Raw genomic sequence first — 13,290 nt, 5'->3', positions numbered from 1 at the left:
GGACCCCGAGCCCCTAGAAGCTGTAGCTGACCGTCGCGGTCACGTTGCGCTCCTCGCCGAAGTAGCAGAAATCCAGGCTGTAGCAGGACGCCACGTAGTCCTTGCCCAGCACGTTGTTGGCATTGACCCGCGCCGTGAGTCCCGGCAGTCCCAGGCGGGTGAAGTCATAGGCGAGCATGGCGTCCACCAGGGTGTAGGCCGGTACCTTGCGCGTGTTGGACTTGTCCGCCCAGCTGGTGCCCACGTAGCGGGCGCCGGCGCCGACGCTGAAGCCCGCCAGGGGCCCGGCCAGCTCGTATTGCCCCCACAGCGAGGCCTGGTGCCGCGGCGCCTGATTCGGCGTATTGCCCTGGGTGCCGTCCAGCGCCTGGGTGTACTCGATATCGGTGAAGGTGTAGCTGCCCAGCAGCTTGAGCCGCTCGGCCAGTTGCAGATGGCCCTCCAGCTCCAGGCCCCGGGAGCGGATCTCGCCCACCGAGGAATAGAAGTCTTCCTGGGGCAGCTTGGTCGCCACGTTTTCCTGGGTGATGTGGAACAGCGAGGCGGTGTAGAAGCTGGCGCTGCCCGGCGGCTGGTATTTCAGGCCCAGCTCCCACTGCTTGCCCTCGGTAGGCTCCAGCGGATTGCCCGCGGCATCGTTGTAGGCATTGGGATTGAAGGAGGTGGAATAGCTCAGGTAGGGCGCCAGGCCGTTGTCGAACAGATAGAGCGCCCCGGCGCGCCCGCTGGCCTGGCCGCGGCGCGCGCTGCTGCGGGTCCCCGCCTGGCGATCCTCGATGCCGATCTCCACCCAGTCCTGGCGCAGGCCGAGCGAAAAGCGCCAGCGATCCAGTTCGATCAGATCCTGCAGGTAGACACCGGTCTGCTCCAGTTCGCGGCGGTATTCGCTGCCCGGGTAGACGGTCACCTGGCCACCGTAGCTGGGCTCGAAGGCGTCCAGCGGATCCGCCGTGCCACTGGGCCAGTCGACGTGGGTCCAGCGGCGCTGGTAGTCCAGGCCGGCCAGCAGGGTATGGCGGCTGCCGGCCCAGTCGAAGTCCGCCTGCACCAGGTTGTCCAGGGTATAGGCGTGCAGATTCTCGCGGCCGCCGGAGTAGTAGCGATTGAGCAGGTCGCTGCTGCCGACATAGCCGTAGCCATAGACCTGCTCCAGCTTGACCCGCGACTTGGCATAGCGGAAATTCTGCCGCGCGCTCCAGACGTCGTTGAATCTGTGCTCGAACTGATAGCCGACCATCTGCTGGGTCCGCTCGAACTTGTCGTGATCGGGCTCGCCGTCGAAGAAGTGGTTGCTGATGTAGCGGCCATTGCGGCGATAGAGGCTGCCTTCGGCGGGGACGCCACTGTGGTAGCCGCCATCTGGATCCTTTTGCAGATAGGCCTGCAGGGTCAGGGTGGTGTCGTCGCTCAGGTCGATGGCCAGACTGGGCGCCAGCGCATAGCGCTCTTCCTCCACGTGATCGAACTGGGTGTCGCTGTGCTGGGCCAGCCCCACCAGGCGATAGGCGATATGCCCCTCCTCGTCCAGCGGTCCACCGAAATCGAAACCGGCGCCGCGCTGGCCGAGATTGCCCAGGGTGGCCTGGACCTGGTGGTAGGGCTGGTACAGCGGCTTCTTGCTGGTCAGGGCCACCAGGCCGCCCGGCAGGCTGCGGCCATAGAGCACCGAGGCCGGTCCCTTCACCACGTCGATGCGTTCGAGGAAATAGGGATCGACCTGCAGCGAGCTGAAGGTGCCGCTGTCGCCCATGGTCTTGAGGCCGTCGAGAAAGACGTTGTCGACGCTGTTGTCGGCGAAGCCGCGCATCACCACGTAGTCGTAGCGATTGGAGGCGCCGATCTGGCCGGTGAAGATCCCCGGGGTGTACCTCATGGCCTGCTGCACGGTCTTGGCGCCCTGGTCATCGATCTGTTCGCGGGTCACCACCGAGACCGACTGGGAGGTTTCCAGCAGTCCCTTGCTGGTCTTGGTGGCCACGTCGCTGTGGGTCGCCAGGTAGCCATCGGTCTCGCCCAGGGCATTGCCCAGGGCGAAGCCGGTCACCGTGGTCTCGCTGAGGGAGGTCACACCGCTCGCGGGTATGGCCTCTAGGCGATAGCTGTCATCCGCCTGGCGCACCGCCTGCAGGCCACTGCCCTGGAGGATCTGCTGGAAGCCCTCGGCCGGCGTGTAGCGACCCTGCAGGCCCGGACTGCGCCGACCTTCCAGCCCCTGGGCGGGGGCCGACAGCAGTACACCGCTCTGGGCGGCGAAGGTGCTCACCACCGTGGCCAGACTGCCCGCCTCGATGCGGTATTCCTGCGCCAGGGGCACCGCCTGGGCCAGGCCCTGGGACGTGGCCAGGCCGGTGATGCCCAGGGGTACGGCCAGGGCGAAGACGCGCAGGGCGCGGCGCAACGGATGCAGGGTGAAACGGGTTTGGCGATGCATGAGGGGCCTCGAAGCGGAGATCGTTTCCCCCAAGCCCCGCGAGCGCGCCAAAGGGGAACCGCTCGCCGCAAATTTTTTCAGGCGGGCACGATCTGCACCCACCAGGGCAGGCGTCGCTCCACCCGCACCGGCAGGCTGTCGGCCAGTGCGGCCAGGGCGCGGTCGGTGTCAGCCAGGGGATAGCTGCCCACCACCCGCAATTGCGCGACCGTGGCGGTGCAGGTCAGCAGGCCTGGGCGATAGCGCCCCAGCTCCGCCACCAGCGCCGCCAGCGACCAGTCGTCCACCACCAGCCGCCCCTGGCGCCAGAGTTGCCGCCCCGGATCGACCGGCCCCAGTGGCCGCACGGCAGTCGCGGTCATGAGGGCCCGGTGGCCCCGGGTCAGGACCTGAGCACGGGCCTGGAGTGGCGCCAGCTGCAGGGCGCCGGCATAGGCCGCGACCTCCAGCCCGTCGTCACGCAACCGCACTGCGCAGCAGCCCGGACCGGGTCTTACCTGGCCGAACGCCGTGTCCAGTCGCAGCGGCGCCGCCCCGTTACGGCCTTCCAGCAGCACCTCGCCGCGCAGCAGCCGCCAGCGGTCTGCGGCCTCCTGCGCCAACCGGCTGTCGGTGTTGAGCCAGACGCGCACCCCGGCGGTCAGGTCGAAGGCACGGATCTCGCCGACCGCCGTGCTCAGGGTGGCGCCCTCCCCCAACCGCCAGTCGTCCGGCCGCGCCCAGCCCAGGGCCAGTCCGCCCACCGCCAGACCCAGCACCTTGAGCGCCCGCCGCCGGCCCAGGGATTCGCGCCGCGCCAGGGCCAGGCGCCCGGACGGCGGCAGACCGCTGAAGCGCGCACTGATTTCCTCCACCCGTGCCCAGGCCACCGCGTGGCGGCTATCCGCCTGTAGCCAGCGCTCCCAGGCCCGCTCGGTGGCCGGATCCACCTCGTCGGCAGCCAATTCGGCGAACCAGTCCGCCGCTTCTGCCAGAGGTCCGCCGCCGCCTGGCGTCAGCGCACTCAAGACACCAGTTCCAGGCAGTGCAGCATGGCCTGGGCCATGTACTTCTTGACCATCCGCTCCGACACGCCCAGGCGCTCGGCGATGACGGCATAGGTGAGGCCTTCCAGTTGCGCCAGCAGAAAGGCCTGGCGCACCCGAGCAGGCAGGCGGTCGAGCAGCGCATCGAGTTCGGTCAGGGTTTCCAGGATCAGCGCCTGGGCTTCCGGTGAGGGCTGCACGGCCTGCGGTCGGGCCGCGAGCGCCTCGAGATAGGCGCGCTCCAGGGCCTGGCGCCGCCAGTGGTTGGCCAGCAGGCCCTGGGCGACGGTCGCGAGAAAGGCGCGAGGTTCGCGCAGGCGCTCCAGCTCCCCTTCCCGGGCCAGCAGCCGCACGAAGGTGTCCTGGGCCAGATCGGCCGCCTGCCCCAGGCAACCCAGCCGCCGCTGCAGCCGCTCGCGCAGCCAGCCGTGATGATCCTGGTAGAGGGTCCGGATGTGTCCATACCGGTCGGACTCGAGCGTCTGCATCACCATCCTCGGAAGCCGCTGATTTCCGATAATGATAATGCTTCTCGATCACAAGATACAGCCGTGTCGTGCGCCCGAGGTGCGCAGACGGCCAAGGTAGAGCGTTAGAGACTGATCGGCTTGCGCCCGGCGAAGGCGTGGGTCAGGGTGCCGCCATCGACCAGGTCCAGCTCGCCACCCAGGGGCACGCCATGGGCGATACGCGAGATGGTCAGGCCCTTGGGCGCCAGCAGCTGGGCGATGTAATAGGCGGTCGCCTCGCCTTCCACCGTGGGGTTGGTGGCGATGATCATTTCCGTGAAGCCACCCTCGCTGACGCGCCGCTCGAGTTCGGGTACGCCGATGGCGTCCGGCCCCAGGCCATCGATGGGCGACAGGTGTCCCTTGAGCACGAAGTAGCGCCCGCGATAGCCGGTCTGTTCGACGGCGAAGACGTCCATGGGCCCCTCCACCACGCAGAGCAGACTGTCGTCACGCCGGGTGTCGGCGCAAAAGCTGCAGATCTGGTCTTCGCTGAGGGTGCGGCAGCGCTGGCAGTAACCGACCCCTTCCATGGCGGCGCTGAGGGCAGAGGCCAGGCGCTGGCCACCCTGGCGTTCGCGCTCGAGCAGTTGCAGGGCCATGCGCTGGGCGGACTTCTGGCCGACACCGGGCAGGACCCGGAGCGCATCGATCAATTGGCGAATCAGGGGACTGAAGCTCATGGACTACCGTACTGGAAGGCGGGAGAGACGGGTGCCCGCTGGACACCCGCAGCTGGAACAACCTAGAAAGGCATCTTGAAGCCGGGCGGGAGCTGCATTCCGGAGGTCATGCCGGACATCTTGTCCTGGCTGTTCTGCTCGATCTTGCGCACGGCGTCGTTCACCGCGGCGGCGATCAGGTCTTCGAGGATTTCCTTGTCTTCCTGCATCAGGCTGTCGTCCAGGCTGACGCGCTTGACGTCGTGTCGGCCGGTCATGACGACGCTGACCAGGCCGGCGCCGGATTGACCGGTCACTTCGGCGTTCGCCAGCTCTTCCTGCATCTTCTGCATCTTTTCCTGCATCTGCTGGGCCTGCTTCATCAGGCCGGCCATGCCACCTTTCATCATGTCTGCTACCTCGAACTATGAATGGAAAACCGGTCAGGCTTGGGTGTCGACCGGCTCGATGGTACCCGCGCGCACCGTGGCGGCGAACTGTTGCATCATCTGGCGGATCAACGGATCGTCCTGGATGGACTGCTCCGCCTGCCGCTGACGCTCCGCCCGGCGCCGGGCGGCGGCCTGGGCGGGCGTCTCCTGCTCGGGGGTCTGGATGGTGACCTCGAGCGTGATGGGACGTCCCTGCTGCTGGTTCAGCGCATCGTTGAGCCGGCGCTGCTGGTTGGCGTTGAACAGGGCGCTCTGCGCCGGATCCAGGTGCAGGTGCCAGCGATCGCCGTCCACCGCCACCAGGGTGCAGTTGGCCGCGATGCTGGCGGTCAACCCGCCCAGCTTGAGGTCGGGGAACAGGGTCTGCCAATCGGCTGCCAGACCGGTCGCCGGCTGCACCGCCGGCGCCGGCGCCGCGGTCACCGCTTCGGCAGCCGGCTCACCCAGGCTGTCGAGATAGTCGTCCAGCCCGACCTCGTAGTAATCCTCGGCCGGCGGCGGCTCTTCGTCACCGTCCAGTTCGTCACCGGAGGTGTCCGCGGGCAATTCGGCGATCACCGTGGCCTCAGGGGTCGCCTCGACCTGGGGAGTCGGTAGCGCCCTGGGGGCGACCGGCGCACCAGCCGCTTCGACCGGAGTTTGAGCCGGAGCCGGAGCTGGAGCTGCAGTCGGAGCCGCCTTGACCGCCACGGGCGCAGGATCCTCCCAGGGGAGATCCACCGGCTCTTCTACAGGGGTGGTATTACTGGAGACAGGCGTTGCCGGCACCGGCGCAGGTGCTGCCTCGCGTGGCGACGGGCGCGCAGGCGCAGCCACTGCCGGAACCGCCGCGGCCACCGGACGGGGGTTGGAGTCAGCCGTGGCCGGGCTGGCTCCCGTCGTCTTTAGTGCCGGTCGCTCGGCCACCACCGCACCGGCGGGCCGGAAGGCCAGCATGCGCAGCAGGACCATCTCGAAGCCGTGGCGCGGATCCGGTGCCAGCGGCAGATCGCGCCGCCCGACCAGACCCAGCTGATAGTAGTACTGGACATCTTCCGCCGGCAGCGTCTGCGCCAAACTCAGCACCCGCTCGCGATCACCCTGGCCATTGTCCACGGCATCGGGCAGCACCTGGGCGATGGCCACGCGGTGCAGCACATTGAGCAGCTCGGCCAGCACGCCGCCCCAGTCGGGGCCCTGCTCGGCCAGATGGCGAACCGCGTCCAGCACCGCGCGACCGTCACCGTCCAGCAAGGCCTGGAGTACGTCGTAGACCTGGCCATGATCGAGGGTCCCGAGCATGGCGCGCACATCGGCGGCCAGTACCTTGCCCTCGCCAAAGGCGATCGCCTGGTCGGTCAGGCTCATGGCATCGCGCATGGAGCCATCCGCCGCACGACCCAGCAGCCAGAGCGCATCGTCCTCGAAGGGAATGCTTTCCGCGGCGAGCACCTGCTGCAGGTGGGAGACGACCCGCTCCGGCGGCATGTTCTTCAGCGAGAACTGCAGGCAGCGCGAGAGGATGGTGACCGGCAGCTTCTGCGGATCGGTGGTGGCGAGCAGGAACTTGACGTGGGGTGGTGGCTCTTCCAGCGTCTTGAGCAGGGCATTGAAGCTGTGGGTGGAAAGCATGTGCACCTCGTCGATGAGGTACACCTTGTAGCGACCGCGGGACGGCGCGTACTGCACGTTCTCCAGCAGCTCGCGGGTGTCTTCCACCTTGGTGCGGCTGGCGGCGTCCACTTCGATGAGATCGACAAAGCGGCCTTCATCGATCTCGCGGCACACCGAGCAGCTGCCACAGGGCGTGGAGCTGATGCCGGTCTCGCAATTCAGGCACTTGGCCAGGATCCGCGCGATGGTGGTCTTGCCCACCCCGCGGGTACCGGTGAACAGATAGGCGTGGTGCAGCCGCTCGTTATCCAGCGCATTGATCAGCGCCTTGAGCACATGGGTCTGGCCGACCATTTCGCGGAATGACCGCGGGCGCCATTTGCGCGCAAGAACCTGGTAACTCATCGAGACCTGATCAGGAGAAGACGTGGGGGGCGCCCATGCTAACGAAGAGGGGCCGCGAATGCATCCCGCGGCGTGGCATCGGGGCGACGCCGGGCGGGCTGTGGCTACCTCCCTAGATGGAGGCGGCCTGGCGGATTTTCAAGCGATCAGGAGGGAAAACGGCGGGTAAAAAGCCGCTTCAGGCACGCCGGCAGTGGTCCTCACCATCGGCCAGGACCACGCTTGCGACATAGGCTGCCAGGGCATCCAGCTGGCTGCGCAGGCGAGTCACGGTGGCGTTCATCTTGAAGGGATTGATCGCCTCTTCGTTGGTCAGGTCGATCCTGATCAGCAGCAGGGGCTCGCTGGGGTGGTAGATCTGCGCGACCAGCGTCGTCTCGGTGTCGCGTCGGCAGTCGACACGATAGGGATGGAGGCCATTGCTCAGGGCGCGTCCTGCGCATTCGAGTCCGTTCTTCACAAGAGATCCTTGGACATCTGTCCAGTGGTGAGGGTACGGCGCGCATGATGGCACAGAGCCATGAACCAAAACAGTGCATTTCGTCACGAAAGCCCTGTGGCGTAATTCGCGGAGCGCTGGGAGACGAGGCGGAAAAAGAGGAGGGAAACGCGGAAGAGGAAAAGCGCGGGGCAGAAATGGAGGTGGCCCCGCCAGCCACACCCCGGCACACGACATCACCGCTGCGGCTGCTCCCTTCCGGGCCTGACCGGGTTCACGGTTGATCGTTGCGGGGGGACCGACAGAGCCACCATAACGCCTCACCCTGAGGTGAGGTGCGTCATTCTACGCGGTTGGGGCGAAGTTGCAAGCCATACAAGGACTTAGGTTCGCTAGGGTGCTGCCTGCAGGTCCCAGAGCGCAGCGAAACTGCCCTCCCCCTCGCGCAGCCGCTGCGGTGGGCCGTCCTCGACGATGACGCCCTGCTCCAGCACCAGGATGCGGTCGAAGCCGGTCAGGGTGGAGAGCCGATGGGCCACCGCCACCACGGTGCGACCTTCCATCAACTCCAGCAGGGCTCGCTGGATGACCGTCTCGGAGTGGCTGTCCAGCGCCGAGGTGGCTTCGTCGAGGATGAGAATGGGCGCATCCTTGAGAAAGGCCCGGGCGATGCCCAGACGCTGGCGCTGACCACCGGAAAGCAGAACGCCGCGCTCGCCCACCGGGGTGTCGTAGCCCAGCGGCAACTCGCGGATGAAGTCGTCGCAATAGGCGTGACGAGCCGCCGCCTCCACCTCGGCGTCGCTGGCTTCCGGCCGGCCATAGCGGATGTTCTCGCGAATGCTGCGATTGAACAGCGCGGTCTCCTGGGGCACCACGGCGATGCGCTGGCGCAGGCTGTCCTGACTGACCGTGCGAATGTCCTCGCCATCGATGCAGATCCTCCCCCGCTGGATATCGTCGAGGCGCTGCAACAGGCCGATCAGGGTCGATTTGCCGGCGCCCGACGGCCCCACCAGCCCGATCTTCTGGCCGGCCGGCACCTCCAGATCGAAACCCTGGAACACCTGCCGACCATCGGGATAGCGATAGTGCACGCCGGTAAAGCTCAGGGCGCCGCGCGCCTGGGTCAGGGGCCGTTCGACGTCGCTCTGGCCGTGGGGCTGGATAAGGATGCGCAGGGTCTCGCCGATGGCGCCCAGTTGCTGAGTGGTGTCCACCAGCGCCAGGGCCAGGTCACGGGAGCCGTGCAGGATGCGAAAGGTCAGGGCACTGACCATGACCACGTCGCCGGCGGTGATGCTGCCGCGGCTCCACAGTGCGATGGCCCAGGCCAGCATGCCGCCGGCCATCAGCGACAGGCAGGTGTCGTGGAGTACCCGGGCCTGCTCCAGATGCATCCAGCTGCTGCGCTGGGCACGCGCCTCTACGCCGATGGCCTGGGCCAGTCGCTGCACCTCGCGCTCCCGGGCGGAAAAGGCCTTGATGGTCCAGACGTTCTGCACCAGGTCCACCAGCTCGCCGCCGACATGGGCCGACTGAGCGGCGAAGCGCTGGTGCCGCGCCCGCCCGCGAATGCCGAAGGCGGTGATCACCAGCGCCACGATTAGCACGAAGGCCACCAGCGCCCCGGCCATGCGCAGGTCCACGGTGCAGAGCACCACCACCGCGCCGATGAAGTCGACGCAGGGCGGCATGATCTTCCAGGCCAGGCCGCCGTAGATGGCCCCCGCGGCCGCTCCGGTGGCGGAGATGCGATTGCCCAGGGCCCCGGCGAAATGCTGGGAGAAGTAGTGCATCGGATGGCCGGTGAGGTAGCGGAACAGATCGACGCGCAGATCGGCGCAGCTGGCCACCACCGTGCGGCAACCCAGCCAGCCACCGCTACGCCAGAACAGGTTCTCCAGCACGATCAGCGAGATGAACAGCCAAAAGGGCCCCCACACCGCCGCCCGGCGTGCCGGATCGGCCATGGCATCGACCAGCAGCTTCATGCCGTATTGCACTGCCACCGCACAGGTCGCCGCGCCGACCACCAGCAACAGCAGGCCGCCGAAGTGCCAGGGTCGCAGGCGGACATAGCGCCAGAGAAAGGCGCCGACCCGTTCCGGCAGGGGCCATTCGGCGCGCCGCCGCTCGCGCCGCCGAGCTGCGCTCATCGCTCCTCTCCGCCTGCCAGTAGCTGGCGCTGACGCTGCAGGACCTCGGCCAGAGGCTCGTGCAGCGCCCGGTGCCCTGCCCCGTCGGCCACGCCGAACAGCCCCGTGGGACAGAGGCGGTCATCGTCCCAGCCGGGATAGTCGAGTACCGGATACAGGCAGATGCCCTGCACCGGCACGCCCTGGCGCAGCGCCCGCCCGACCTGATCGGCCACGTGTTCCAGCCAGGAGGCGCGCGCCGGGCCTTCGGCCCCCGTCTCGGCGATCAGCAACGGCCGGCCATAGCGCTGGTGGACTTCGGCCAGCATGCCCTGCAAGGGTCGATAGGCCGGATCCTCCGCCGCCAGGGTACCGCCGTCCAGATACCACTGGTTGTCGGAGTAGTAGTTCAGACCCAGGATGTCCAGGTAATCGGGGCGCCCGCCCAGCCCTGGCCACTGGCGCCCGCTGAGCAGGTCCCAGGCCTCGAACTGGGCCTGGCGATAGGCCTCCGCGGCCTCGCGCTGTTCGGGGCGGCGCGCGACCACATGAATCAGCGGATCGATGGCCAGGAAGCGCGCCGCGGGCAACTCGGCTCGAATCGCCTCGATGGCGGCGATGCTGGCGCGCACCAGTTGATGCTTGAGTTCCTGACCGCGGCCGCGAGCGCCGGGATTGAACAGGCCCTGATCGCCGCCAGCCCAGGCCCAGTAGGAGATCTCGTTGATCGGCGCCAGGCACGGACGGGTCTCGCCCTCCTCCCGCAACAGCCGGGCAAAGGCGGCGGCATAACGGGCGAAGGCATCGACGAAGGCCGGCCGCCAGATATCCAGGTGATCGGGCCAGCCATAGTGGCAGAGGTCCCAGATCACCTGGACGCCGGCCGCCCGCGCGACTCGCACCTGCGGCAGGACACTCGACCAGTCATGGTGCCCGGCCTGGGCCTCCACCCGGTGCCAGCGGACGCCATCGCGCACGGTGCGCAGGCCCTGGGCGGCCACCGCGCCATAGTCTTCCGCGGCCCAGCGGTCATGGCCGGTGCTGGCGAGCAGATCCAGGCGTCGGCCATCGGCGCGTCTGTGGCTGGAGCATTCGAAGCCGGCCATGAAGAAACTCTGGAAGGGCGAGCCTTCGGCCATCACGTCTCTCATGGGGCCTGCCTTGCCAGGCTTTCGTGGTGTTCGGCGCTCTCCCCCGCCGCCGGCCCGAGCTCCGCCTCCTCGATGCGCTTGTAGGCGGCCAGCGCCTGGCCTACCACCTGGTCCATGTTGTAGTAGCGATAGGTCCCCAGACGGCCGATAAAGATGACCTTGGGGGTCGCCTCGGCCAGGTGCTGGTAGCGCCGGTACAGCTCGGCGTTTTCCGGGCGTGGAATCGGATAATAGGGCTCGCCGTCCGCGCTGGGATATTCGTAGGTCAGGCTGGTGCGCTCGTGGGTCTGGCCGGTGAGGTGCTTGTACTCGGTGATGCGGGTGTAGGGCACCGCTTCGCTGGGATAGTTGACTACCGCCACTGGCTGGAAGCGCGGCGTATCGCGCGTCTCGTGCTTGAAGGTCAGGGAACGATACGGCAGGCGGCCGAAGCGATAGTCGAAGAATTCGTCGATGGGTCCGCTGTAGACCAGGTGCTCATGGGGGATCAGTTCGCGGATCTCGCGGTAGTCGGTATTGACCATCACCTTGATGTTGGGGTGATCCAGCATCCGCTCGAACATCCGGGTGAAGCCATGCAGGGGCATCTGCTGGAAGGTGTCGCCGAAGTAGCGATCGTCGGTGGTGGTCCGGGTCGGCACCCGCGCCGTCACCGAGCGGTCCAGTTGCGACGGATCCAGTCCCCACTGCTTGCGGGTATAGCCGCGAAAGAAGGTCTCGTAGAGTTCGCGCCCGACCTGGTTGATCACCACGTCCTCGGAGGTGCGGATGTCTTCGACCGGCTCGGCGCGGGCGGCGAGAAAGGCTTCGGCACCCTGCTCGTCCAGCTCCAGGCCATAGAGGCGATTGAGCGTGGTCAGGTTGATCGGGATGGGCACCTGCTGACCCGCGACGTCGGCCAGGACCCGGTGCTCGTAGGGCCGCCACTCGGTGAAGCGCGACAGGTAGTCGACGATGCGCTGGGAATTGGTGTGGAAGATGTGCGGACCATAGCGGTGCACCAGTACCCCGGCATCGTCATAGTGATCAAAGGCATTGCCGCCAATGTGCGGGCGCCGATCCACCACCAGCACGCGCTTGCCCAGCCCTGCGGCCAGCCGTTCCGCCAGCACGCTGCCGGCGAAACCGGCCCCCACGATCAGATAGTCGAAACGCTCAAGCGCCGTTACCGCCATTGGATCTTCTCCCGCATCAGGTCACAGGTGCTGTCCCAGGACATCCCGGTCAGCAGGGCATCGGCGCGCGCCAGAAAGGCTTCGCGCTGATCTTGACTGGCCAGGGCCGCCTCGCAGGCAGCGACGAAGGCCTCGGCGCCTTCGGCGATCCAGACCACGCCGCTGTCGCCATAGGTGCGCACCACATCGGTGATGGGCGTCGACACCACCGGGCAGCCGCCGGCCAGGTATTCGGGCGTCTTGGTGGGGCTGATGAAACGTGTCGCCTCGTTGAGGGCAAAGGGCATCAGGGCCACGTCCCAGCCCGCCAGGTAGGCCGGCAACTCGTCATAGGTCTTGCCGCCCAGGTAATGCAGATTGGGCAGCTGCGGCAGGCTGGCCGGATCGATCTTGACCACCGGGCCCAGGATCACCCACTGCCACTGGGGACGCAGCCGCGCCACCGCGGCCAGCAGGTCGAGATCCAGGCGCTCGTCGATCACGCCATAGAAGCCCAGCCGCGGCCGCGCCAGACCGGCCTGGTCCGCAGGCTCCGGCAGGGCCGCGCGAGCCTGACCGAAGTGCGCCACGTCCACGCTGCTGGGAAAGGGAAAGACCCGCGGATGGCGGTCACGCTTGGCCTCGTAGAGGCTGTAGCCCCCGGTAAACACCAGGTCGGCGCGCTGCAGCAATTCCCGCTCCCGCTGCAGCAGGGCCGGGGGCGCGCCGCGAAAGGCCGAGAGTTCGTCCATGCAGTCGTAGACCAGGGTCTGCGCCGGGATCTCGCCGGCATAGTCCAGCGCCATGGGCGTGAAATACCAGGCCACCGCCACCGGTTGCCGCAACTCCTGCAGATAGGTCTGCAGCAGTTCCTGCTGGGCGCAGGCTCGGGCTTCCGCGGACAGGCAGCGAGGCAGATGAGGCACCAGTACCCGCACGCCGTTCTCTTCCACACGCACCTCGAGGTGCGACCGGCCATCCGTGGCATCCAGCGGCTCTTCGCAATAGAGCACGTTGTAGTGCTCGGCGAAGCGCACCATCTCGTGCTGCGGACGCTGGTAGACGAAGCTCCAGCGCAGATGGGCCAGGCATAGCAGCAGCGGCCTGGCGGGATCCAGGGGGCGCTCCGCAACGCGCGCGGGCTGTTTGGTCTTGCCGATCGTTTCGGTATGGGGGCCGGCCCAACTCATGGTGTGCTCCTGTGAGATCGGACGCCTGGCCGAAGGCGGCAAAACAGCCGCGCCTCGGCCGGCGCCTTGGCAACTTGCAAAACGTCCAGAGACCGTCCCGAAGGTATCGGCAGTCTGACTGCGCGATATCGAGCAACGTTA

The 13,290-nt window shown here is 67.5% G+C and carries 11 protein-coding genes and 1 other RNA gene; all 12 read right to left on the bottom strand.

What is annotated here, in order from left to right:
• Positions 1–13: 13 nt before the first annotated feature.
• The 12 genes from PSK12I2_RS0106405 to PSK12I2_RS0106355 all read right to left on the bottom strand — a co-directional run bounded on the left by PSK12I2_RS0106405 (position 14) and on the right by PSK12I2_RS0106355 (position 13,149).
• Positions 14–2,431: a TonB-dependent siderophore receptor gene (locus tag PSK12I2_RS0106405; RefSeq protein WP_027597724.1), complete on the bottom strand. Its 2,418-nt coding sequence runs from the start codon at positions 2,429–2,431 to the stop codon at positions 14–16.
• Between the two features lie 77 nt (positions 2,432–2,508).
• Positions 2,509–3,438: a DUF4880 domain-containing protein gene (locus PSK12I2_RS0106400; protein ID WP_027597723.1), complete on the bottom strand. Its 930-nt coding sequence runs from the start codon at positions 3,436–3,438 to the stop codon at positions 2,509–2,511.
• The gene (locus tag PSK12I2_RS0106395; RefSeq protein ID WP_027597722.1) at positions 3,435–3,944 is read right to left on the bottom strand and encodes a sigma-70 family RNA polymerase sigma factor; all 510 of its coding nucleotides are present in this window, start codon (positions 3,942–3,944) and stop codon (positions 3,435–3,437) included. Before PSK12I2_RS0106395 ends, PSK12I2_RS0106400 begins: the two co-directional genes overlap by 4 nt.
• Positions 3,945–4,048: 104 nt before the next feature.
• A complete protein-coding gene (gene recR / locus PSK12I2_RS0106390; protein ID WP_027597721.1) occupies positions 4,049–4,648 on the bottom strand; it encodes a recombination mediator RecR in 600 nt (199 codons plus the stop codon).
• A 62-nt stretch (positions 4,649–4,710) separates the two neighbouring features.
• A complete protein-coding gene (locus PSK12I2_RS0106385; protein WP_007162246.1) occupies positions 4,711–5,037 on the bottom strand; it encodes a YbaB/EbfC family nucleoid-associated protein in 327 nt (108 codons plus the stop codon).
• A 33-nt stretch (positions 5,038–5,070) separates the two neighbouring features.
• Positions 5,071–7,077 carry a DNA polymerase III subunit gamma/tau gene (gene dnaX, locus PSK12I2_RS0106380; protein WP_084222064.1) on the bottom strand — a complete coding sequence of 669 codons (2,007 nt, stop codon included), beginning with the start codon at positions 7,075–7,077 and terminating at the stop codon, positions 5,071–5,073.
• A 178-nt stretch (positions 7,078–7,255) separates the two neighbouring features.
• A complete protein-coding gene (locus PSK12I2_RS0106375; RefSeq protein ID WP_027597719.1) occupies positions 7,256–7,537 on the bottom strand; it encodes a hypothetical protein in 282 nt (93 codons plus the stop codon).
• Between the two features lie 186 nt (positions 7,538–7,723).
• An RNA gene (gene ffs / locus PSK12I2_RS24510) (signal recognition particle sRNA small type) lies at positions 7,724–7,820 on the bottom strand.
• An 88-nt stretch (positions 7,821–7,908) separates the two neighbouring features.
• Positions 7,909–9,675 carry an ABC transporter ATP-binding protein gene (locus tag PSK12I2_RS0106370; RefSeq protein WP_027597718.1) on the bottom strand — a complete coding sequence of 589 codons (1,767 nt, stop codon included), beginning with the start codon at positions 9,673–9,675 and terminating at the stop codon, positions 7,909–7,911.
• A complete protein-coding gene (locus PSK12I2_RS0106365; protein ID WP_027597717.1) occupies positions 9,672–10,793 on the bottom strand; it encodes a beta-glucosidase in 1,122 nt (373 codons plus the stop codon). The genes PSK12I2_RS0106370 and PSK12I2_RS0106365 overlap by 4 nt, the downstream gene beginning before the upstream one ends.
• An 8-nt stretch (positions 10,794–10,801) precedes the next feature.
• Positions 10,802–11,980 (bottom strand): UDP-galactopyranose mutase, encoded by a 1,179-nt coding sequence (glf, locus tag PSK12I2_RS0106360; protein ID WP_027597716.1) that lies wholly within the window; start codon positions 11,978–11,980, stop codon positions 10,802–10,804.
• On the bottom strand, positions 11,971–13,149 hold the full coding sequence (locus tag PSK12I2_RS0106355; protein ID WP_027597715.1) for a glycosyltransferase family 1 protein: 1,179 nt from the start codon (positions 13,147–13,149) through the stop codon (positions 11,971–11,973). Before PSK12I2_RS0106355 ends, glf begins: the two co-directional genes overlap by 10 nt.
• Positions 13,150–13,290 lie beyond the last annotated feature (141 nt).

The sequence above is a fragment of the Pseudomonas sp. MOIL14HWK12:I2 genome, from assembly GCF_000510745.1.
Lineage (GTDB): Bacteria > Pseudomonadota > Gammaproteobacteria > Pseudomonadales > Pseudomonadaceae > Chryseomonas > Chryseomonas oryzihabitans.
The sequence above is the reverse complement of the archived record's forward strand: the minus strand, read 5'-3'. Positions and strand labels throughout refer to the sequence as shown.